15 protein-coding genes and 1 pseudogene are annotated in these 21733 nt (G+C 68.3%); 3 read left to right on the top strand and 13 right to left on the bottom strand.

From position 1 onward, the window contains the following. Window positions 1-155 precede the first annotated feature (155 nt). Both hemB and ppk1 read left to right on the top strand, forming a co-directional pair. A complete protein-coding gene (gene hemB / locus HIR79_RS17430; protein ID WP_502708680.1) occupies window positions 156-1154 on the top strand; it encodes a porphobilinogen synthase in 999 nt (332 codons plus the stop codon). Window positions 1155-1197: 43 nt separating this feature from the next. Next, a complete protein-coding gene (ppk1, locus tag HIR79_RS17435; RefSeq protein ID WP_169959314.1) occupies window positions 1198-3408 on the top strand; it encodes a polyphosphate kinase 1 in 2211 nt (736 codons plus the stop codon). 50 nt (window positions 3409-3458) lie between these two features. On the opposite strand, the gene HIR79_RS17440 is transcribed toward ppk1, so the two are convergent. From HIR79_RS17440 to rho, 10 genes and pseudogenes are all read right to left on the bottom strand, one after another. Further along, window positions 3459-3971: a DUF3087 family protein gene (locus HIR79_RS17440; RefSeq protein WP_119022380.1), complete on the bottom strand. Its 513-nt coding sequence runs from the start codon at window positions 3969-3971 to the stop codon at window positions 3459-3461. Between the two features lie 420 nt (window positions 3972-4391). Continuing rightward, window positions 4392-5393, bottom strand: a pseudogene (locus tag HIR79_RS17445) (IS110 family RNA-guided transposase); the annotation flags it as partial. Between the two features lie 9 nt (window positions 5394-5402). After that, window positions 5403-6851 carry an IS66 family transposase gene (tnpC, locus tag HIR79_RS17450; RefSeq protein WP_154487592.1) on the bottom strand — a complete coding sequence of 483 codons (1449 nt, stop codon included), beginning with the start codon at window positions 6849-6851 and terminating at the stop codon, window positions 5403-5405. A gap of 309 nt (window positions 6852-7160) precedes the next feature. Further along, window positions 7161-8210, bottom strand: coding sequence for a 3-deoxy-7-phosphoheptulonate synthase (locus HIR79_RS17455; RefSeq protein WP_169959646.1), 1050 nt, complete (start codon window positions 8208-8210; stop codon window positions 7161-7163). 367 nt (window positions 8211-8577) lie between these two features. Beyond that, entirely contained in the window at window positions 8578-8718 is a 141-nt protein-coding gene (locus tag HIR79_RS17460) for a hypothetical protein (protein WP_169959315.1), read from the bottom strand. A gap of 71 nt (window positions 8719-8789) precedes the next feature. Continuing rightward, window positions 8790-8918 (bottom strand): hypothetical protein, encoded by a 129-nt coding sequence (locus tag HIR79_RS18720; RefSeq protein WP_276110390.1) that lies wholly within the window; start codon window positions 8916-8918, stop codon window positions 8790-8792. Window positions 8919-8976: 58 nt separating this feature from the next. Beyond that, window positions 8977-9690 carry a dihydromonapterin reductase gene (gene folM, locus HIR79_RS17465; protein ID WP_169959316.1) on the bottom strand — a complete coding sequence of 238 codons (714 nt, stop codon included), beginning with the start codon at window positions 9688-9690 and terminating at the stop codon, window positions 8977-8979. Further along, window positions 9687-10466 carry an NAD(P)H-flavin reductase gene (locus tag HIR79_RS17470; protein ID WP_169959317.1) on the bottom strand — a complete coding sequence of 260 codons (780 nt, stop codon included), beginning with the start codon at window positions 10464-10466 and terminating at the stop codon, window positions 9687-9689. The genes folM and HIR79_RS17470 overlap by 4 nt, the downstream gene beginning before the upstream one ends. 18 nt (window positions 10467-10484) lie before the next feature. Next, entirely contained in the window at window positions 10485-11972 is a 1488-nt protein-coding gene (gene ubiD, locus HIR79_RS17475; RefSeq protein WP_169959318.1) for a 4-hydroxy-3-polyprenylbenzoate decarboxylase, read from the bottom strand. 214 nt (window positions 11973-12186) lie between these two features. After that, window positions 12187-13446, bottom strand: a complete 1260-nt coding sequence (gene rho / locus HIR79_RS17480; protein WP_169959319.1) for a transcription termination factor Rho — start codon at window positions 13444-13446, stop codon at window positions 12187-12189. 422 nt (window positions 13447-13868) lie between these two features. Here rho and ppx point away from each other — a divergent pair, with 422 nt between their 5' ends. Beyond that, window positions 13869-15383, top strand: coding sequence for an exopolyphosphatase (gene ppx, locus HIR79_RS17485; protein ID WP_169959320.1), 1515 nt, complete (start codon window positions 13869-13871; stop codon window positions 15381-15383). Between the two features lie 30 nt (window positions 15384-15413). On the opposite strand, the gene tilS is transcribed toward ppx, so the two are convergent. The 3 genes from tilS to dnaE all read right to left on the bottom strand — a co-directional run bounded on the left by tilS (window position 15414) and on the right by dnaE (window position 21592). Next, window positions 15414-16706, bottom strand: coding sequence for a tRNA lysidine(34) synthetase TilS (gene tilS, locus HIR79_RS17490; RefSeq protein ID WP_169959321.1), 1293 nt, complete (start codon window positions 16704-16706; stop codon window positions 15414-15416). A gap of 140 nt (window positions 16707-16846) precedes the next feature. Further along, window positions 16847-17800: an acetyl-CoA carboxylase carboxyl transferase subunit alpha gene (gene accA / locus HIR79_RS17495; RefSeq protein ID WP_169959322.1), complete on the bottom strand. Its 954-nt coding sequence runs from the start codon at window positions 17798-17800 to the stop codon at window positions 16847-16849. Window positions 17801-18085: 285 nt separating this feature from the next. Continuing rightward, window positions 18086-21592 (bottom strand): DNA polymerase III subunit alpha, encoded by a 3507-nt coding sequence (gene dnaE, locus HIR79_RS17500; RefSeq protein ID WP_169959323.1) that lies wholly within the window; start codon window positions 21590-21592, stop codon window positions 18086-18088. Window positions 21593-21733: the final 141 nt, after the last annotated feature.

A 21733-nucleotide genomic window follows, 5' to 3' on the forward strand; every position in this document is an offset into this window, starting at 1 on the left:
GCGAACGTCCGGGTGCGACAAGGCGAGACTTTCGGCGCACCGGCGCGCTGATATACTCGGAGTCAGCCGCAGCGCCACTGTCACCCAACCGTCATCCTGCGTCGCCACAATGCCGTCTGGCCGGCGACCCACGCTGGAGAATCGCCTTGAGCTTCATGACCACCCGCCAGTTTCCCGCTACCCGCTTGCGCCGCATGCGCCGCGACGACTTCTCGCGTCGGCTGATGCGCGAGCACACCCTGACACCGGCCGACCTGATCTGGCCGGTGTTCGTGCTGGAGGGCGAGAACCAGCGCGAGGCCGTGCCCTCGATGCCCGGCGTCGAGCGCCTGTCGCTGGACCTCTTGATCGAGGAGGCCCGCGAGGCCTTCGCGCTGGGCATTCCCGCCCTGGCGCTGTTTCCGGTGATCGACCCGGCCCTGAAGAGCGAGCTGGCCGAGGAGGCCTACAGCGCCAACGGCCTGGTGCAGCGCAGCGTGCGCGCCCTCAAGGAGGCCCTGCCCGAGCTCGGCATCATCACCGACGTGGCCCTGGACCCCTACACCAGCCACGGCCAGGACGGCATCATCGACGAGCAGGGCTATGTGCTGAACGACCGCACCGTGGAGACCCTGCTCAAGCAGGCGCTCTCCCACGCCGAGGCCGGCGCCGACGTGGTGGCCCCCTCGGACATGATGGACGGCCGCATCGGCGAGATCCGCCGGGTGCTGGAGCAGGAGCACCTGGTCAACACCCGCATCATGGCCTACAGCGCCAAGTACGCCTCGCGCTACTACGGCCCCTTCCGCGATGCGGTGGGCTCCTCCGCCAACCTCGGAAAGGCCGACAAGAGCACCTACCAGATGGATCCTGCCAACGGCGACGAGGCGCTCCATGAGGTGGCACTCGACCTGGCCGAGGGCGCCGACATGGTGATGATCAAGCCCGGCATGCCCTATCTCGACGTGGTGCGTCGGGTCAAGGATGAGCTCAAGGTGCCCACCTTCGCCTACCAGGTGAGCGGCGAATACGCCATGCACATGGCCGCCTTCGAGAACGGCTGGCTGGATGCCGACAGCGTGATCCTCGAGTCGCTGACCTGCTTCAAGCGCGCCGGTGCGGACGGCGTGCTGACCTACTTTGCCAAGCGGGCCGCCCGCCTGCTCGCCCAGTGATGGAGGGGGCTCGGCCCCTTCCTGGACCCCGAGAGAGTTGCCCATGGAAGACCGTAGCCCCGAATCCGCCCCCCCTGTCGCCGGGCCCGCCGAGGCCTCGAGCGAGGAGGCCCTGCCCGAGCCGCCGGCTCCGCGCCTCAACCAGACCCGCACCGGCATCAAGCCCAAGGCGCTGCCGGAGGCGGAGGCGGACCTGGCCGACCCCAGCCTCTACTTCAACCGCGAGCTCTCGCATCTGCAGTTCAACATGCGGGTCCTGGAGCAGGCCCTGGACGAGTCGCATCCGCTGCTCAATCGGCTGATGTTCCTGCTGATCTTCTCCTCCAACCTGGACGAGTTCTTCGAGATCCGGGTGGCCGGCCTGAAGCACCGGGTGGCCCTGGGCGACGACAGCACCGGCATCGACGGCCGCTCGCCGCAGTCGGTGCTCGGCGAGATCTCGCAGATCGCCCATGAGCAGATCGAGCGCCAGTACCGCATCCTCAACGAGGCCCTGCTGCCGGCGCTGGAGGAGCGGGGCCTGCGCTTCCGGCGGCGCAGCGACTGGACCGAGGCCCAGTGCGCCTGGGTGCGCGACTACTTCGATGAGGAGATCATGCCGGTCATCAGCCCGATCGGGCTGGACCCCTCCCACCCCTTCCCGCGGCTGGTCAACAAGAGCCTCAACTTCATCGTCCAGCTCGAGGGCAAGGACGCCTTCGGCCGCGAGGGGGGGCTCGCCATCCTGCCGGCCCCGCGCTCGCTGCCACGGGTGATCGCCCTGCCTGCCGAGCTGTGCGAGGAGGGCTTCAACGAGGCCGTCTTCCTCTCCTCCATGATCCACGCCCACGCCGAGGAGCTCTTCCCGGGCATGAGGGTGCGCGGCTGCTACCAGTTCCGGCTGACCCGCAACGCCGACATGACGGTGGACCCGGAGGAGGTCTCGGACCTCGCCTCGGCGCTGCGCGGCGAGCTGCTGGCACGGCGCTACGGCAGCGGCGTGCGCTTGGAGGTGGTAGACACCTGCCCGGACGAGCTGGCGGACTTCCTGCTCAGGGAGTTCGCGCTCTCCGAGCAGGACCTCTACCGGGTCAACGGGCCGGTCAACCTGACCCGCATGATGGCGCTGCTGGGGGACCTGGATCGCCCGGAGCTCTTCTACCGTCCCTTCTCCCCGGGGCTGCCCAAGAACTTCAAGAAGGAGGGCAGCCTGTTCGATGCCATCGCCGCCGGCGACATCCTGCTCCACCACCCCTTCCAGGCCTTCTCGCCGGTGGAGGAGCTGCTCGCCGAGGCGGCCCGGGACCCCTCGGTGCTGGCGATCAAGCAGACCCTCTACCGCACCGGCGCCGACTCCCCCATCGTCACCTCGCTGGTGGAGGCGGCGCGTGGCGGCAAGGAGGTGACCGTGGTCATCGAGCTGCGCGCCCGCTTCGACGAGGCGGACAACCTGGCGCTCGCCTCACGCCTCCAGGAGGCCGGCGCCATCGTCATCTACGGGGTGATGGCCTACAAGACCCACGCCAAGATGATGCATATCGTGCGGCGCGAGAAGGGGCGGCTGCGCTACTACGTGCACCTCGGCACCGGCAACTACCATTCGAAGACGGCCAGGCTCTATACCGACTACAGCCTGCTCACCGCCGACGAGGCGCTGTGCGAGGACGTCCACCAGGTGTTCCAGCAGCTCTCGGGGATGGGGCGTGCCCGGCATATCGAGACCCTGCTGCACGCGCCCTTCACGCTCCACGAGGGCATGGTGGCGATGATCGACCGCGAGGCGGAGCACGCCCGCAAGGGGCACCGCGCCCACCTGATCATCAAGTGCAACTCGCTGACCGAGCCCAAGCTGATCCAGGCGCTCTACCGCGCCTCCCGCGCCGGGGTGGAGTGCGACCTGATCATCCGCGGCATGTGCTGCCTGCGGCCCGGAATTCCCGGCGTCTCGGAGAATATCCGGGTGCGCTCGATCATCGGCCGCTTCCTGGAGCACACCCGGGTGTTCTACTTCCAGAATCACGGCAAGGCCGAGGTGTGGGCGTCCAGCGCCGATTTCATGAGCCGCAACATGTTCCACCGGGTGGAGACCTGCTTCCCGCTGCGCGACAGGAAGCTGGCCGCCCGGGTCCGCAAGGACCTCGAGACCTACCTGGTGGACAACTGCCAGAGCTGGCGGCTGCAGCCCGACGGCAGCTACGTCAAGCAGACCCCCGGCGACGCCGCGCCGATCAGCGCCCAGGAGACGCTGCTCTACGCCTACGCCGCCAAGGCCTGAGGGGCGTGCCGCCGCGCCGATAGTGCGACTGCAGAGGCTTGGGGAGGGAGTCAGCCGCGCTTGAAGGCGGCCAGGTCCTCGGGGTCGAAGCCGTCGACCCGCTCGGGCAGGCCGCGCTCCTGGCGGGCCAGGCGCACCCGCTGGCGCTCGGCGAGCAGCTCGGCATCGTCATCCAGGGTGCGCCCGTTGAGCTCGGCGAGCTGGGCCATGCCCTGGTGATAGAAGGTGAGAAGGGTGAGGGCCGTGCCGTTGCCCTCCTCCACGCCGCGGCGCAGCGCGGGGAGATAGGCGCTGACCCGGGAGAGATGGTGCTTGAGCTGCCAGACGTAGCGCATCTCGGTCATCCAGGGGCGCTCGCGCAGCACCGCGAAGGTCAGGCTGGTGGCCACCAGGCCCAGCAGCACCCCCAGCGCGTTGAGCCAGAAGCCGCCATCGAAGGCCGCCTGCAGCAGCTGGGCAAAGACCAGTCCGAAGACGATCAGCTGGCCGGCCATGGCCAGGCTGATCATCTTCGCCTTGCGCCGGTAGGTCTCGGGAGCGTGGGTTTCGAACCGGAATGACATGGGGCCTCCAGGGTGGCGAGTCTAAAACGGGGTGATTATCCCGACTCCCTCCCCTGGGGTACAGGGCTAACCCGGTGGCCAGTACCACGGAGCTGCTCCGGCGGCAGGCCTGTTCGGGGGCGCTGTGAACCCCTCCCTGGGCGTATATGGAGTCCTCCCCGTTTGCAAGCACGAGGCACGATGGTCGGTAGGTACGACTGCACACGTATTTCCGGTCTCAGTAATGATGCTCTCATGAACATCGGACCTTGATGGGCTATCCGCACGTCAGCTCCCAATCGCTACCTCGAGCTCAAAAGGCTCAGCGTCCAGAAGGGGTTGTCTGACGTCGGTTCGACCTGTTCGCCATCCTGCAGCATGCTCAGCAATCGTGGTGGACGGTGCTCAATATTATATTAACGTGCTAAATCCAATGGTTTTTCATGCCGAAAGCCGGGACGCCAGCGACGCATCATAGGCGCTCTCATGGCGGGTTACCGCCCAGGCGATACGTGCCGTCTTGTTGGCCAGTGCGACGACCGCCACATTGGCATGTTTGTGCTCGGCCAGGTGCCTGACCCACTGGCTCAGGCCGTCGTCCTTGGTACCCACATGCCGGAGCACCGATCGCGCACCATGCACCAGTAGCTTGCGCAGGTAACTGTCGCCGCGTTTGCTGATGCCCAGCAGGCGGTCTCGCCCCCCGGTGCTGTGTTGTCGAGGCGTCAAGCCGAGCGAGGCGGCAAAATCTCGCCCGCGCCGAAAGCTCTTGCCATCGCCGAGGGCGCCGGCCAGCGCGGTGGCGGTCAGTGGACCGATACCCTGCAGCGTCATCAGCCGCTTGGCCACGGGGTCTGCCTTGGCCTGTCGCTCGAGGCTCGCCGTGACCGTCGCGATGCGCTCATCCAGGTGTCGCAGATCCTCGGCAAGGCCGGCAAGCAGGACACGAAAGGCATCCGTCAGCCCGTTGTCTGCCTCTTCCAGCCAGCGAGGCAGGGCGGCACGCAACTGACCGATACCCACCGGAGCGACCAGGCCATACTCCCCCACCAGCCCACGTATCTGATTGGCCTTGGCCGTGCGCTGCCGTACCAGCTCTTCACGAATGCGGTGTGCCGCCTGGGTATCCTGCTGAGCGACGCTCTTGACGGCCACGAAGCGCATGCTGGGCCGCCCCATGGCTTCACAGATCGCTTCGGCGTCGACCCGGTCATTCTTGTTGCTCTTCACGTAGGGCGTCACGAACTGTGCGGCGATCAACTTGACGCGATAGCCTCGCTCCTGCAAGGCCCGCGCCCAGTAGTGAGACGAGGCACAGGCTTCCATGCCGATTTCGGCTCCCGCCGGCACCCGCTTGCTGACCTCATCCAGCCATTTTTCGCGGGTGTACTTACCTTGCCACTGCACCTGATCATGGCGATCGACGCCGTGGACATGAAAAACAGACTGTAACTATTCAGCACCGGTTGGCTGAGTCGGGGCTTCTTGCTGCATGAAGGCTGGCACCTCCCCCGCAAACAGTTGCTCCAGTGCGGTATGCGCCGCTACCCCTTGCTTGACGGCGGTCGAGAGAAAGCTACGCATGCGGCAGAAGATCTCAGCACCCTCCCAGGAGCGGAAACAGCCCGAGATTTTCTGCTGGACCTTGGTCATTCGCAGATCGCGCTCCCCCTGGTTGTTGGTGAAGGGAGCGGCAGGGTCGTCGAGGAAGCGCAACACGTCGTCCTCGTACGCCTGGAGGCGTTCCAGGAGGTTGCGCGGCTTGGTGCGCTTGGCCCGGCCTCGCGTTCCAGGTGGCGGTTTCACCGGCGGGGGGCACTCGGCGTCCCCTTTCGCCAGGCAATCTCGATAGCGCTGCCGCCAGGCTCGGGTCTCATCGGCCGAGAGGCAGCCGTCGGCCACCTCCACGGCGCGATGCATCTCCAACAACAGGTCATGCAAGGCCTTGGCCCATGCCTGGCCATCGTTCTCCCAGGCCGCTGTCAGCTCCCGAAGGTGGTGCGCATTACAGAGCGCGTGCCGGCAATCCGGATAGCGGTAGTAGGGCTTCCAGTGATCATGCACCAGCACGCCACGCACGAAGGGCAATACGCCGATGGCGTCCATCGCTTCCTGGCCGCGCTTGGGGTGCGGGGCCAACCAGGTCAGGGCCTCGTTGGAGGCGCTGTGTAGCCAGTAGCGTTTGCCACCGACCTGCATTCCGGTTTCATCGGCATGGACGGTGGCTGCTTCACGTAGCGCCGGGATCACCCACTCGGCGAACGCCTCGGCCCGCTGGTAGGCCTCCTGGTTGAAGGCGAACAGGGTGCCGGTGCTCAGCGACAGGCCGCACTGCGAGGTGAGCAACTCGCGGATACGCGCATAGGGCAACAGCTGATACTGGGAGAGATAGACGACATGCGCCTTGAGGCGAGGGCCATACTGGATGGGGCGAGTCACGCCCTCGGGGAATGGCGCCACGTAGCGTTGCCCCTGATCATCTTCGAGGACCTCAGCCTGATATTCGGTGACCACGGCCTGGATTACGATGTCCTGCACTTGGCGCGTTTCGACGCCGACCGGGCGGTAAGAACGCCCCTTGGGGAGTTGCCGACGATCGACACGGAGCTTGACCACCTCGTCGGGGTCCGTCACCGGCGCCAACGTCTTACCCTCATGCCCTGGCTGTCCGCCGGGGCGCCGCTCGCCTTTGGCGCGCGAGCGGCGCTGGCGATTGGGATCCTGGGACGGTGGCTTGCTGCTGTTGCGGCTACTGGTGGCCAGGCGATCGGCCATGAGCTTGACCAGCAGCATCAGCACATCGATGGCGGCACGCAGCGACGGCGAGACCGTCTGGTCTTCCTTGAGCTGCTGCCGGACCCGCTCCAGGGCCTCGTCGACGTTGATATCGCTGATGGTCATATCACCGCATAGGTGTGCCGAATGATGCTGTGCACTATGCCAGAAAAATCAGCTGGTTGGCGATATCCCATCCGCAGCCACCTGAATAGTTACAACAGACTTTGCGATATCGACGCCGACACGGGTAATGTTCATGACGAGTTCTCCTCACCCTCAGGCTGGTTGGTGTTCCTGCCCACCAGTGTGGCGCAATGACGCCGATATAGGGTGGGGAGGACTCCATCCCATTGCTACCGACGCCATCCCTGGCGTAGGACCCCCTCCAGACCTGCCCCCGGCGCTCCTCACGCCGGCAGTGACTGTGCTGTGCTACCGCAGCCGGTCGGCGGCGCTGAGCAGCAGGTGCTCGGTGGTCTCCCAGCCGATGCAGGCATCGGTGACCGAGACGCCGTGGCGCAGCCGGCCGGGTGACAGCGCCTGCTTGCCCTCGTGCAGGTGGCTCTCGATCATCAGCCCGGCCAGGGCGCTCTCCCCCGCCAGGCGCTGGGCCAGCACATCGAGCAGCACCTCGCTCTGGCGACGGTGGTCCTTGCGGGCATTGGCGTGGCTGCAGTCCACCATCAGCCGCGGCGTCAGGCCGGCCTCCTCCAGCGCGCGGCGTGCCGCCTTCACGTGGGCGGCCTGGTAGTTGGGCTCGCCGTGGCCGCCGCGCAGCACCAGGTGTGTGTGGGCGTTGCCGGCGGTCTCGCGCACCACCGGGCGGCCGTCCGGGTCGAGGCCGAAGTGCTGGTGCGGGTGGGCGGCGGCGCGCATCGCATCCAGGGCCACGCCGATGTCGCCGCCGGTGGCGTTCTTGAAGCCGACCACGGCGTCGAGGCCGCTGGCCAGCTCGCGGTGCAGCTGGGACTCGGTGGTACGCGCGCCGATCGCCACCCAGGCCAGCAGGTCCTCCAGGTAGGGGGCCAGCATCGGCTGCAGCAGCTCGGTGGCCACCGGCAGGCCCAGCTCGGCCACCTCCCGCATCAGCCGCCGGGATACCTCGAGGCCGCGTGCCATGTCGCCTGAACCATCCAGGTCGGGGTCATAGGCGAGCCCCTTCCAGCCCACGGTGGTGCGTGGCTTCTCCACATAGACCCGCATCACCAGCAGCAGGCGATCCGCCACCCGCGGGGCCAGCTCGGCCAGGCGCCGGGCGTACTCGAGCGCCGCCTCCGGGTCGTGGACGGAACAGGGGCCAACCACCACCAGCAGGCGGTCGTCGCGGCCGGCGAGGATATCCCGGATCGCACGGCGCTGAGCCTCGACCCGCCGGGCAAGCTCGGGGGTCAGGGGCAGTTCGCGGCGCAGCTCGCCAGGGGTGGGCAGTGGGCGGGCCGGCTGAGCGGCGGAACGGGCGTTGGCATCGGGTTGCGCCGCCATCGGGGCAGGGCGGGCGGTGTCATCGAGGGCAGCGGCGGCAAGGGAAGCGTTCATGGGGCATCAACTCCGGGTAGCGGTCATACATCGTGTCGGTCGGGTGCCACCGATGGTGCTACGGTCGGAGGTGGCGCAGTGGCACGACCGCAGCTCGCTAAATCGCCAATCGCCGTAATAGCCGGTAACGCCGGTCAGCGGGCGAATGGCGAAAGCGATGGGTGCGATCATGGTGCCTCTCCTCTCTGTCATCTTGATGTCCGGGTGAATCGACTGCCCCAGAACGCAAAACCCCCGGGGCGGGTGGCCTTCCGGGGGTTCTGTCGGGAGGCGACCCTGGTGGGGCGTGCCTCCCGGCGATGTCGTCTGCTGCTCAGGACATGGCCGCCGGCACACCGGTCATAAAATAGCCATACCAGTAACCCCGGCCGCGCGTCGCCGAATCGAGCCCACGCGCAGCGGCGCCGGCAGAAGCGGCGAGGCGGCGGTGCATGTCGATGGCGGGTGCGGTCATGGTCATCTCCTGAGTACTCCTTCATCGTGCCCCATCGTCGCCGGGCTGGCAAGGGCGCGAAGTGGCGCGGTTCAGCCGGCGACGACCTGATACCAGCCGACGGTGGCCGGCAGTGCGCTCATGCTCACCAGCACGATCAGGCCCAGGGCCACGGCCAGAAAGCCGGAGTCATCCTTGAAGTTCTCGTCATGTCCCGCCATCTGTCACTCCTTCTTCGAGGGTGGTCTTTGTCAAGGGAGGTGTGTTGCCGGCAATAGTCTAGCGAAGATGCCGCCCGCCATCGACCGGCAGGGTGACGCCGGTGACGTAGCGGTTGTCGAGCAGGTAGCGCAGGCTCTGGTAGATCACCCCCGGGCCCGGGACCATCTGCATGGCGGACTTGGCGCGGGCCTTCTCGGCATAGGCCTCGTCGTCGCCCTCGTTGAGCATGATCAGCGCCGGCGCGATGGCGTTGACCTGAATCGTCGGGGCATACAGGGCGGCGAACGACAGGGTCAGGTTGTCGAGCCCTGCCTTGGTGGCGGCGTAGGCGGCGTGCTTCTTCGAGCCCTTCTGCACCACGTAGTCGGTCATGTGCACGATATCCCGCTGGGGCTCGCTGCAGCGCTCCAGGAGCTCGCGTGCGTGCAGGTTGATCAGGTAGGGCGCCAGCATATGGATGCGGAAGAGCCGCTCGAAGGTGGCGCCGGCCTCGGGGCCGGTGGAGTCCGGCGCCCAGTCACTGGCGTTGTGGACGATGGCCCGCAGCGAGCTCGTTTCGGTCTTGAGGCGCGCGAGGAAGTCCAGGATGCCCGCCTCGGTGGAGAAATCGGCCGGCAGGGTGACGATGCCGCGGCTGCGCAGCGCCGCAAGCTCCGGCCGCTCGCGGCGATAGCTGATGATCACCGGGTGGCCGTCGTCCACCAGGCGCTCGGCGCAGTGGCGGCCCAGGCGCTGGGCGCCGCCGGTGATCAGGATCGGCGAGGCGCTCATCCGCGCGCCTCCTTGATCAGGCTGCCGGTGACCGGGATCAGCGGGTCGCGGGGCGCATAGGCGAAGACGTCGGAGAAGATCCGCGAGGGCGAGAGCCCAAGCGAGGCCAGCACGTCGACGCAGGCGTAGACCATGCCCGGCGAGCCGGAGAGGTAGACATCCTGGCCCGAGACGTCGTCGAGCGCCGCGGCCAGGGCCTGGTCGATGCGTCCGCGATGGCCGACCACCCGCTCGCCGCTCCAGGGCTCCTCCGGCGAGAGCTCGGTCACCGGGTGGAAGCAGAAGCCGGGGTGGGCCTCGGCCCACTCCCGGGGGAGCCGCTCCAGGTAGAGCTGGCGGCGCTCCCGGGCGGCCCACCACAGATCGATCTGCCGCTCGGGGTTGGCCGCAAGCGCCGCCTCGACAATCGCCTTCATCTGGGAGAAGCCGGTGCCCGCGGCGATCAGCAGCAGCGGGCGGGTACTGTCCGGGTCGAGCACGCAGTCGCCGCCGGGCAGCCTCAGGGTCAGCCGGCGGGCCACCTGGACCAGGTCGCGCATGCGCGCGGAATTCTCGCGCTCCGGCCAGTGCTGGATATGCAGCTCGATCACGCCGTCGCCGCCGTGGGCGTTGGCGATGGAGAAGGGTACCCAGGTCTCGTCGTCCAGCTTGAGCTCCAGGTACTGGCCCGGCGCATGGGCCACCGCCTCGGGGCGGCCCTCCAGCTGCACCCGGAAGACGTCCGGGGTGAGGTCCTCGACCTCGTCGACCAGGCAGGTCAGGGTCCTTGGCGTCATGAATGCCTCATGCGGTTGTCAGGGGGTCGTGTTGTCGGGGAGCTCGATGCCCAGCTCGTTCCAGCGCTCGCTGACGCGGGCCTTGACGGCCTCGTCCATGACGATGGGCACCCCCCACTCGCGGTCGGTCTCGCCGGGCCACTTGCTGGTGGCATCCAGGCCCATCTTGGAACCGAGGCCGGAGACCGGCGAGGCGAAGTCCAGGTAGTCGATGGGGGTGTTCTCCACCATCACGGTGTCCCGGGCCGGGTCCATGCGGGTGGTGATGGCCCAGATCACGTCCTCCCAGTCCCGGGCGCTGACGTCGTCGTCGAGCACCACCACGAACTTGGTGTACATGAACTGGCGCAGGAAGCTCCACACGCCCATCATCACCCGCTTGGCGTGGCCCGGGTACTGCTTCTTCATGGTCACCACCGCCATGCGGTAGGAGCAGCCCTCCGGCGGCAGGTAGAAGTCGACGATCTCCGGAAACTGGCGGCGCAGGATCGGCACGAACACCTCGTTGAGCGCCAGCCCAAGGATCGCCGGCTCGTCGGGCGGCCGGCCGGTGTAGGTGGAGTGATAGATGGCATCGCGGCGCATGGTCATACGCGTCACCGTGAAGACCGGGAAGGTATCCACCTCGTTGTAGTAGCCGGTATGGTCGCCGTAGGGGCCCTCGGGGGCCATGTCATCCGGGTAGATGAACCCCTCCAGGATGATCTCCGCCGAGGCCGGCACGTCCAGGTCGGCGTGGCCGCACTTGACCAGCTCGGTGCGCGAGCCGCGCAGCAGCCCGGCGAAGGCGTACTCGGAGAGCGAATCCGGCACCGGGGTCACCGCGCCGAGGATGGTCGCCGGGTCGGCGCCCAGCGCCACCGCCACCGGGAAGGGCTCGCCGGGGTGGGCCTTCTGGAACTCCAGGAAGTCCAGCGCCCCGCCGCGGTGGGAGAGCCAGCGCATGATCAGCCGGTTCTTCGACAGCTTCTGCTGGCGGTAGATGCCGAGGTTCTGGCGCTTCTTGTGGGGCCCGCGGGTGATCACCAGCGGCCAGGTGACCAGGGGCGCGGCGTCGCCGGGCCAGCAGTGCTGGATCGGCAGGCGGTCGAGGTCGACCTCGTCGCCCTCGTACACCTTTTCCTGCACCGGCGCCGAGCGGACCTTCTTCGGCCCCATGCTCATCACCTGCTTGAAGATCGGCAGCTTGTCCCAGGCGTCGCGAAAGCCCTTGGGGGGCTCAGGCTCCTTGAGGAAGGCGAGCAGCTCGCCCACCTCGCGCAGGGCGGCCACGGAGTCCTGGCCCATGCCGAGGGCGACCCGCTTCGGCGTGCCGAAGAGGTTGCCGAGCAGCGGCATGTCGTGCCCCTTGACGTTCTCGAACAGCAGCGCCGGACCACCGGCGCGCAGGGTGCGATCGCAGATCTCGGTGATCTCGAGGTAGGGGTCCACCTCGGCGGTGATGCGCTGGAGCTCGCCCCGGGCCTCCAGGGCGCTGATGAATTCCCGCAGGTCCTTGTACTTCATTCGGTTTTCCCGGTTGCAGTACGACGAAAGGGGCAGCATAGCATGCCCCTTGAATACGTCTGCTGAGTTGCCAGGATAAGCGGCGCCGGGGACAGGCCGAAGAGGGGGTCCTATGCCAGGGATGGCATCGGTAGCGCCCAGGGAGGGGTTCACAGCGCCCCCTCGCAGGCCTGTCGCCGGGTCAGCCGCGCAGTGGCATTCCCGGCAGTCGCGGTCAGCGGCGCTTCATGGCCTCGAAGAACTCGATGTTTGTCTTGGTATCCTTGAGGCGGTCGATCAGGAACTCGGTGGCCGCGGTGTCATCCATGGGGTTGAGCAGCTTGCGCAGGATCCACATGCGCTGCATCTCGTCCTCGGAGGCGAGCAGGTCCTCGCGGCGGGTACCGGAGCGGCGGATGTTGATGGCCGGGTAGACGCGACGCTCGGCCAGCTTGCGGTCCAGGTGCGCCTCCATGTTGCCGGTGCCTTTGAACTCCTCAAAGATCACCTCGTCCATCTTGGAGCCGGTGTCCACCAGCGCCGTGGCGATGATGGTCAGGCTGCCGCCCTCCTCGATGTTGCGCGCCGCGCCGAAGAAGCGCTTGGGCTTCTCCAGGGCGTGGGCGTCCACGCCGCCGGTCAGCACCTTACCGGAGCTCGGCACCACGGTGTTGTAGGCGCGTGCCAGGCGGGTGATGGAGTCGAGCAGGATCACCACGTCCTTCTTGTGTTCCACCAGGCGCTTGGCCTTCTCGATCACCATCTCGGCCACCTGCACGTGGCGGGCCGGCGGCTCGTCGAAGGTCGAGGCCACCACCTCGCCGCGCACGGTGCGCGACATCTCCGTCACCTCTTCCGGGCGCTCGTCGATCAGCAGGACGATCAGATGGCACTCGGGGTTGTTGCGGGTGATGGAGGTGGCGATGTTCTGCAGCATCAGCGTCTTGCCCGCCTTGGGCGGGGAGACCAGCAGGCCGCGCTGGCCCTTGCCGATGGGCGCCGTGAGATCGATGATCCGCGCCGTCAGATCCTCGGTGGAGCCGTTACCGATCTCCATGCGCAGCCGCTCCTGGGGGAACAGCGGCGTGAGGTTCTCGAAGAGGATCTTGTGCTTGGCGTTCTCAGGCTTGTCGAAGTTGATCTCGCTGACCTTGAGCAGGGCAAAGTAGCGTTCGCCCTCCTTGGGGGGGCGGATCCTGCCGGAGATGGAGTCGCCCTTGCGCAGGTTGAAGCGACGGATCTGGGAGGGCGACACATAGATGTCGTCGGGCCCGGCCAGATAGGAGCTGTCGGCACTGCGCAGGAAGCCGAACCCATCCTGAAGGATCTCCAGCACACCATCGCCATAGATCGGCTCACCGCTCTTGGCATGCTTCTTGAGGATGGCGAAGATGATGTCCTGCTTGCGGGAGCGCGCCAGGTTGTCGATGCCCATCTCGCGGGCGATCTCCAGGAGATCCGGCACTGACTTTTGCTTGAGGTCGGTAAGATTCATCGGTGTGTTCAGAGATAGCTCGTGGAAGCCGGGCGTCGATGCGCCGCGTTTGGCGGGAGGCGAGACGATAACGCCGCGTGGGGTGCGTTCAGAGCCCGGAGAGGCTGCCACTCGTCACATTGGATCCCGATGGCCATGGGAGAGGCAACCGCAGGGGGCGCCGGCCGAGGGAGTCGAGGGAGCAGATTCGGTTTCGCCTGACCAGCGGCTACGGCGGGGCCGGCTATCGCTGGACATTGTGGGCTGACTGACGACTTGAAGTTGACCGAGACGGGATCGCCGCAGGACGGTCGGAAAGCATTCGGAACAGGCGAACGACACGATACTAGACAAGGGCCCTTGGGAACGCAAGCCCCGTGGCGATTGACAGGGCGGGGGTCGCGCCGCACCCTTTCTCCCTCAGCCAACCTCAGGGACTCACCATGACCTCGCCAGCGGAGCCGGCCCAGCCCCCCACCCGACGCCTCGCCGCCATCGATCTCGGCTCCAACAGCTTTCACCTGCTGGTCGCCAACTATCAGGACGAGCGGCTGCAGGTCGTGGCGCGACAGGGAGAGAAGGTGCAGCTGGCCGCGGGCCTCGACGACGAGGGCCTGCTCGACGAGGCCACCATGCAGCGCGCCCTGGACTGCCTGGCCCGCTTCGCCCCCTTCGTGGACGACATCGCCCCGGGACAGCTGCGGGTGGTGGGCACCAATGCGCTGAGGGATGCGGCCAACAGCCAGTCGCTGATCGAGCGCGCCGAGGCCCTGCTGGGCTGCCCCATCGAGATCATCGCCGGCCGCGAGGAGGCACGCCTGATCTACCTGGGCGCCGCCCATGCCCTGGCCGAGGAGGGGCGCCGGCTGATCGTCGACATCGGCGGCGGCTCCACCGAGTTCATCATCGGCGAGCGCTTCGAGCCGCTGGCCCTGGAGAGCCTGCGCATGGGCTGCGTGACCTTCAGCCGGCGCTTCTTCGACAACGGCGAGATCTCCGACAAGCGCATGCGCCGCGCAGAGCTTGCCGCCCTCTCGGAGCTCGCCAATATCCGCCGGCAGTACCGCGAACTGGGCTGGGAAGATCCGGTGGGGTCCAGCGGCACCATCAAGGCGGCCGCTGCGGTGCTGCATGCCGCCGGAGAGGCGCCGGAAGGGGTGATCACCCGGGAGGGGCTGGCCGCCCTGCGCGAGCGGCTGATCAAGTGCCGGCGCCTGGATCGGGTCGCCATGGAGGGGCTCAAGCCCGATCGCGCCCGAGTCTTTCCCGCCGGCATCGCGGTGCTCGGCGCCGTCTTCGAGGCCTTCGGCCTCGAGCAGATGCGCTATGCCGACGGCGCCCTGCGCGAGGGGGTGCTCTACGACATGGCCGGGCGCAACAGCCCGGAGGATTCGAGGCTCAAGAGCCTGGAGCTGCTCGAGCGCCGCTACGGGGTGGATGAGCGCCAGGCCAGCAACGTGGCCGCCAGCGCCGCGGCGCTGTTCGACCAGGTGCGCGACGCCTGGGGCCTGGACGACGACCAGGCGCGCTTCCTGAGCTGGGCCGCCCGCCTCCACGAGATCGGCCTGGCGATCTCCCACAGCCAGTTCCATCGTCACGGGGCCTACCTGCTGGAACACTCCGACCTGGCCGGTTTCTCGCGCCCGGAGCAGCGCCTGCTGGCCTTCCTGGTGCGCGCCCACCGCCGCAAGTTTCCGCTCAAGGAGTGGCAGGCCCTGCCCGCCTCCGTCCAACCTTCCCACGCGCGCCTTGCCCGCCTGCTGCGCCTGGCGGTGCTGCTCAATCACAGCCGGCCGGAACAGCCGCCCGGCACCCCGCGCCTCTCGACCGACGGCGAGGCATTGCGCCTGTGGCTGGAACCCGGCGAGGACCCCATGCTGCTGGTCACCGACCTCGAGCAGGAGTGCGTCTACCAGCAGGCGGCCGGCTTCGGCCTGGAGCTGCTGCCGGCCAGCTGAGCGCCGATCAGGCCACCACGGGAGGGGCCTTCACGGCGACGCACGCCACCCCGCCGCCACCGCCAGCCAGCGCTCGCCCACCGGGTCGAGCAGCGCCACCACCGTCTCGGCCCCGCCCCTGTCGAGATGCCACACCACCAGCAGCCGCTGGCGCTCCCAGGGCGGCACCGCCCGCTCCTGCAGCAGCCGCTTGAGGTCCCGGGAGCCGCGACCGGCCAGGCGCAGCCGCTCACCGCCGCGCCGCGGGCTCAGGCGCAGCCCGCCACCCACCCTGGCCGCCTCCGGCCACAGCCGCACGTCACACTCCCCCAGCGGCGTCGACAGCGGCGCATCGCCGCCCCACGCCCCCTGCCAGCTTGCCGGCAGGGCGGGCAGCGGCGCCATCAGGTGGAGCACGCCGCGCCACAGGCGCGCCTCGCCGCCCGGCCAGGCCACCCGCGCCTCGGCGTCGCTGCGCGCGTCCAGCTGATCGAGCAGCGTCGCCAGGCGCGCCGCCGGCGGTGCCGGCAGGGCCAGTCGCGCGCAGGCATGACGCACCAGCAGCCGCTGGCGGGCGGGGGTGAGCGCCACCAGCCGCGACACCGGCAGCCGGGCAGGCTCACCGCCGAGGCGCTCGAGGTCGAGCTCGGCCAGCTCGCCGAGCAGCCCCTCGGCCTCACCGGCCAGGGCCGCGCTGCGCGCCAGCGCCGCGGCAGCGTGGGGCCAGCGCGCCGTCAGCGCGGGCAGCACCGTGCGGCGCAGGAGGTTGCGATCGAGCCCCTCGTCGGCGTTGGAGGGGTCCTCCACCCAGGCCAGCCCCAGGCGAGCCGCCTCGGCCTCGATAGATGCCCGGGAGGCCGCCAGCAGCGGCCGCGCAAGCGCCCTGCCCCGCCAGGCCCGCAGCGGCGGCATGCCGGCCAGCCCACGCACGCCGCTGCCGCGCAACGCGGCGAGCAGGAAGGTCTCGGCCTGGTCGTCGCGGTGCTGGGCCAGCCACAGGGTCTCGCCGACGGCGACGCGACGGGCGAAGGCGGCGTAACGCGCCTCCCGGGCCGCCCCCTCCAGCCCCTGCCCCGCGGCGAGTTCGACCGCGACCCGCTCGACGAAGAGCGGCATGCCCAGGTGCGAGCAGAGCCGCCGACAGTGGCGCTCGAAATCGTCGGCCGCGGCCTGCAGGCCATGGTGCACGTGGAGGGCACGCAGCGGGCGGGGATGGCGCCGGCACGCCTCGGCGGCGAGCGTCAGCAGCAGCGCGGAGTCGAGCCCGCCGGAGAGGGCCACCCAGACGCAACACCCCGGCGGGGTCTGGGCCAGGGCATTATCGATCAGAGGCTGAAGGGACATGGATAACCCTCTAACCCAGAGGGCCCGCTTCGAGCGATGGCCAGACAAGGCAAAAGTCGGCGAGAAAGCGGAGTTTACTTTAGTAAATGAGCATTTCGAGCCGATTTTTAACGCCGTATGGCCGAGCGCAGAAAGGGCCGTTAAGCCGGGGCGCCGTAGCTCATCAGGCGCTCATAGCGGCGCGCCAGCAGCGCATCGGTATCCATCGCCTCGAGGCGCTCGAGGCTGGCCAGCAGCGCCTCCCTGACCCGCTCGGCGGTGGTGACCGGCTGGCGGTGGGCGCCGCCCAGCGGCTCCTCGATCAGGGTATCCACGAAGCCGAGCTCACGGAGGCGCTCGGCGGTGACGCCCATGGCCTGGGCGGCGTCGGAGGCCTTGTCGGCACTGCGCCACAGGATGGAGGCGCAGCCCTCGGGGGAGATCACCGAGTAGGTGGAGTACTGCAGCATGGCCAGCTCGTCACAGACGCCGATGGCCAGGGCCCCGCCGGAGCCGCCCTCGCCCACCACGGTGGCGATGATCGGCGTACGCAGGCGCGACATCACCGCCAGGTTGTAGGCGATGGCCTCGGACTGGCCGCGCTCCTCGGCATCGATGCCGGGATAGGCGCCGGGAGTGTCGATGAAGGTGAGCACCGGCATCTTGAACCGCTCGGCCATCTCCATCAGGCGGCACGCCTTGCGATAGCCCTCGGGGCGCGGCATGCCGAAGTTGCGGCGGACCTTCTCCTTCACGTCGCGGCCCTTCTGGTGGCCGATCACCATCACCGGACGGTCGTCGAGGCGCGCCACGCCGCCGACGATGGCGGCATCATCGGCGAAGTGGCGGTCACCGTGAAGCTCGTCGAAGTCGGTGAAGACGTGCTCCAGGTAGTCCAGGGTGTAGGGGCGCTGGGGATGGCGGGAGAGCTGCGAGACCTGCCAGGGGGTGAGGTCCTTGAAGATGGACTCGGTGAGCTTGCGGCTCTTCTCCTGGAGGCGCTCGATCTCGTCGCTGAGGTTGAGCTGGCTGTCATTGCCGACCAGGCGCAGCTCCTCGATCTTGGCCTGGAGCTCGGCGATGGGCTGTTCGAAGTCGAGATAGTTGGGATTCATTGGCGAGTGGCCTTGTGGTGTTTCACCGCCGGCCCCCGTGGCGGGCAGCGGCGCGAAAAATGAAGTGGCTGGCATTATCGCACCCTCAACGAGCGGCGCAAGGCGGCGCAGGCTGGAGCGACTTCGCTGAGGGGCGCCGGGGACAGGCCTGGAGGGGGTCCTACGCCAGGGATGGCGTCGGTAGCGCCCAGGGAGGGGTTCACAGCGCCCCCGATCAGGCCTGTCGCCGGGTCAGCCCCGACTCTTGCCGTAGAGGACCAAGAGGAGGCAAGCCCTGCCCCATGCTCAGCGGTACTTGAGCCGCACGCCGTCCTGGCCCTGCACCTCGCGCAGGCGGATCAGCAGCTCGTCGGTGGGCGAGACCTTCCAGGCGGCGTCGAGCTCCAGCCAGCCGGCGGCCTCGGCGTTGCGGTAGCGCAGTCGCACCGGCAGGCCCTCGGCGTCGCGATGGGGGTCGAGGCTCGCCCGCAGGGAGTCCACCAGCCGGCCGTTGATGGCCGCGCCGTCCAGGGAGAGCTCCACCGCCTGGCCGTAGCGGGTGCGCGCCGCCACCATGGGGGTGATCTCCTTGCCGCGCAGGCGCAGCCCGCCGGAGTAGTCGTCGGAGGAGACCTCCCCCTCGACGATCAGCACCTGGTCGGGTTCGAGCTGGCCGCGCAGCTGGTCATAGAGCTCGCCGAACAGCGACGCCTCGATGCGCCCGGTGCGGTCGTCCAGGGTCAGGAAGGCCATGGTGTCGCCGCGCTTGGACTTCATGGTGCGCACCCCCACCACCAGGCCGGCGACCCGCTGAGGCTCACGCGACGGCTTGAGGTCGCTGATGCGCGTCGAGACGAAGCGCTCGAGCTCCTTCTCGTACTCGTCGATGGGGTGACCGGTGAGGTAGAGCCCCAGGGTCTCCTTCTCGCCGGCCAAGCGCTCCTTGTCGGTCCACTCGCGCACCCGACGATACTCGGCGTAGACGTCGCCGCCCTGGGCCTCCTCGTCGGCGAAGGCCTCGCCGAACATGTCGACCATGCCCAGGTTCTGGTTGGTCTGGGTCTGGGCGGCGGCCTTGAGGGCGTCATCCAGCGCCGCGGCCAGCACGGCGCGGTTGGGGCCGAGGCTGTCCAGGGCGCCGGAGCGGATCAGCGCCTCCAGGGTGCGCTTGTTCATGCGCTTGGGGTCGACGCGGCGGCAGAAGTCGAAGAGATCCTTGAAGGGCCCCTCGGCCTCGCGGGCCTCGACGATGGCGCCGATGGGCCCCTCGCCCACGCCGCGGATGGCGCCGAGGCCGTAGACCACCCGGGCCTCGTCATCCACGGTGAACTTGTAGCCGCCGACGTTGACGTCCGGCGGAGTCACGGTGAGCCCAAGGTTGCGGCACTCCTCGATCAGCGGCACCACCTTGTCGAGGTTGTCCATCTCGGTGGAGATCACCGCTGCCATGAACGGGCCAGGGTAATGAGCTTTTAACCAGGCCGTTTGATACGAGACCAGCGCATAGGCCGCCGAGTGAGACTTGTTGAAGCCGTAGCCGGCGAACTTCTCCACCAGGTCGAAGATGTTGCCGGCGAGCTCCTTGTCGATGCCGTTGGCCGCACACCCCTCCATGAAGCCGGCGCGCTGCTTGGCCATCTCCTCGGGCTTCTTCTTGCCCATGGCGCGGCGCAGCATGTCGGCCTGGCCTAGGGTGTAGCCCGCCAGCACCTGGGCGATCTGCATCACCTGCTCCTGATAGAGGATGATGCCGTAGGTGGGCTCCAGCACCGGCTTGAGCCACTCGTGCTGGTAGTCCGGGTGCGGGTAGGAGATCTCGGACCGGCCGTGCTTGCGGTTGATGAAGTCGTCCACCATGCCCGACTGCAGCGGGCCGGGGCGGAACAGGGCCACCAGGGCGATCATGTCGTCCAGGGAGTCGGGCAGGAGGCGCTTGATCAGCTCCTTCATGCCGCGGGATTCGAGCTGGAACACCGCCGTGGTCTCGGCGCGCTTGAGCATCTCGAAGGTGGGGCCGTCATCCAGCGGGATGCTGTCGATATTCAGCGGCCCCTGCCCCTCCACCGCGCGCACCTTGTCGACCATCTCCAGCGCCCAGTCGATGATGGTCAGGGTGCGCAGGCCCAGGAAGTCGAACTTGACGAGCCCGGCCTCCTCGATGTCGTTCTTGTCGAACTGCACGACGAGCCCCGCGCCCTCCTCGTCGCACAGCAGCGGCGAGAAGTCGGTGAGCTTGGTGGGGGCGATCACCACGCCGCCGGCGTGCTTGCCGGTGCCGCGGGTGATGCCCTCGAGCTTGAGCGCCATCTCCCAGATCTCGGCGGCCTCGTCGTCGGCCTCGACGAACTCCTTCAGCGCCGGCTCCGCCTCGATCGCCTTGGCGAGCGTCATGCCCACCTCGAAGGGGATCAGCTTGGAGAGCTTGTCGCCCAGCGAGTAGGGGCGCCCCTGGGCCCGGGCCACGTCGCGCACCACCGCCTTGGCGGCCATGGTGCCGAAGGTGACGATCTGCGACACGGCGTTGCGGCCGTAGCGGTCGGCCACGTACTCGATGACCCGGTCGCGCTTCTCCATGCAGAAGTCGACGTCGAAGTCGGGCATCGAGACCCGCTCGGGGTTGAGGAAGCGCTCGAAGAGCAGGTCGTAGCCGATGGGGTCGAGGTCGGTGATCTTCTGGGCGTAAGCCACCAGAGAGCCGGCGCCGGAGCCCCGCCCGGGGCCCACCGGGACGTCGTTGTCCTTGGCCCACTGGATGAAGTCCATCACGATCAGGAAGTAGCCGGGGAACCCCATCTGGATGATGACGTCGAGCTCGAAGTCGAGCCGCTCCCGGTAGCGCTGGTCGATCTCGGCGTACTCGGCGCCGTCGCGGGGGTAGCGCTCGGCGGGGAACAGGAAGTCGAGGCGCTCGGTGAGACCGTCGTGGGAGACCTTGCGGAAGAACTCGTCCTGGGTCATCCCCTCGGGGATCTCGAACTCCGGCAGGAAGATCTCGCCCAGGCGCACGTCCACGCTGCAGCGCGCGGCGATCATCACGCTGTTCTCGAGCGCCTCTGGGATGTCCGAAAAGAGCTCGGCCATCTCCTCGGGGCTCTTGAGGTACTGCTCCTCGGTGTACTTGCGCTCGCGGCGCGGGTCGTCGAGCGCCCGGCCCTCGCCGATGGCGACCCGGGTCTCGTGGGCCCAGAAGTCCTCCTTCTCGAGGAAGCGCACGTCGTTGGTGGCCACCACCGGGGTGCCGCTCTCCACGGCCAGCGCCACCGAGAGGTGCAGGCACTCCTCCTCCAGGGGGCGGCCCGTGCGGGTCAGCTCCAGGTAGAAGCGCCCGGGGAAGGCGGCGTTCCACTCCTCGAGCAGCGCGCGGGCCTCGTCGCCATGGTCGCTGAGCAGGTAGCGCCCCACCTCGCCGTCGCGCCCGCCGGAGAGGGCGATCAGCCCCTCGCTCTGGGCCAGCACCCACTCCCGCTTGAGCTCGGCGCGCCCCAGCCGCTGCCCCTCCATCCAGCCCCGGGAGATCAGCTCCGTGAGGTTGCGATAGCCCGTGTCGTTCATGGCCAGCAGGGTGAGCCGGTAGGGGTGCTCCTCGTCATGGGGATTGGCGAGCCAGAGGTCGGCGCCGATGATCGGCTTGAGCCCCGCGCCCTGGGCGCCCTTGTAGAACTTCACCAGGCCGAAGAGGTTGGCCTCGTCGGTGACCGCCAGCGCCGGCATGCCCTGCTCCGCTGCGGCCTTGACCAGCGGCTTGAGGCGCACCAGGCCGTCGACCAGGGAGTATTCGGTGTGGACGCGGAGATGAACGAAGGGCGTGGTCATAGGGGGCTCGGGGCTTGGCGGTGAATAGTCATTGCAGGAAGCGCGAGGCTATCCCGGCATTATCGCTCGGAGCTGACCCGGCGACAGGTCTATGCGGGGGCGCTGTGAATACCTCCCTGTACGCTACTTTTGCCATCCATG

It is taken from the genome of Halomonas sp. PGE1 (assembly GCF_013000985.1).
GTDB lineage: Bacteria > Pseudomonadota > Gammaproteobacteria > Pseudomonadales > Halomonadaceae > Halomonas > Halomonas alkalicola.

Coding starts and splice junctions, on each gene's coding strand:
- rho (WP_169959319.1), bottom strand. CDS start 13,446: ATGAATCTTACCGACCTCAAGCAAAAGTCAGTGCCGGATCTCCTGGAG.
- accA (WP_169959322.1), bottom strand. CDS start 17,800: ATGAATCCCAACTATCTCGACTTCGAACAGCCCATCGCCGAGCTCCAG.
- tnpC (WP_154487592.1), bottom strand. CDS start 6,851: ATGACCATCAGCGATATCAACGTCGACGAGGCCCTGGAGCGGGTCCGG.
- dnaE (WP_169959323.1), bottom strand. CDS start 21,592: ATGACCACGCCCTTCGTTCATCTCCGCGTCCACACCGAATACTCCCTG.
- tilS (WP_169959321.1), bottom strand. CDS start 16,706: ATGTCCCTTCAGCCTCTGATCGATAATGCCCTGGCCCAGACCCCGCCG.
- ubiD (WP_169959318.1), bottom strand. CDS start 11,972: ATGAAGTACAAGGACCTGCGGGAATTCATCAGCGCCCTGGAGGCCCGG.
- HIR79_RS17455 (WP_169959646.1), bottom strand. CDS start 8,210: ATGGCGGCGCAACCCGATGCCAACGCCCGTTCCGCCGCTCAGCCGGCC.
- hemB (WP_502708680.1), top strand. CDS start 156: ATGACCACCCGCCAGTTTCCCGCTACCCGCTTGCGCCGCATGCGCCGC.
- HIR79_RS17440 (WP_119022380.1), bottom strand. CDS start 3,971: ATGTCATTCCGGTTCGAAACCCACGCTCCCGAGACCTACCGGCGCAAG.
- ppk1 (WP_169959314.1), top strand. CDS start 1,198: ATGGAAGACCGTAGCCCCGAATCCGCCCCCCCTGTCGCCGGGCCCGCC.
- ppx (WP_169959320.1), top strand. CDS start 13,869: ATGACCTCGCCAGCGGAGCCGGCCCAGCCCCCCACCCGACGCCTCGCC.
- HIR79_RS18720 (WP_276110390.1), bottom strand. CDS start 8,918: ATGGCGGGACATGACGAGAACTTCAAGGATGACTCCGGCTTTCTGGCC.
- HIR79_RS17470 (WP_169959317.1), bottom strand. CDS start 10,466: ATGACGCCAAGGACCCTGACCTGCCTGGTCGACGAGGTCGAGGACCTC.
- HIR79_RS17460 (WP_169959315.1), bottom strand. CDS start 8,718: ATGACCGCACCCGCCATCGACATGCACCGCCGCCTCGCCGCTTCTGCC.
- folM (WP_169959316.1), bottom strand. CDS start 9,690: ATGAGCGCCTCGCCGATCCTGATCACCGGCGGCGCCCAGCGCCTGGGC.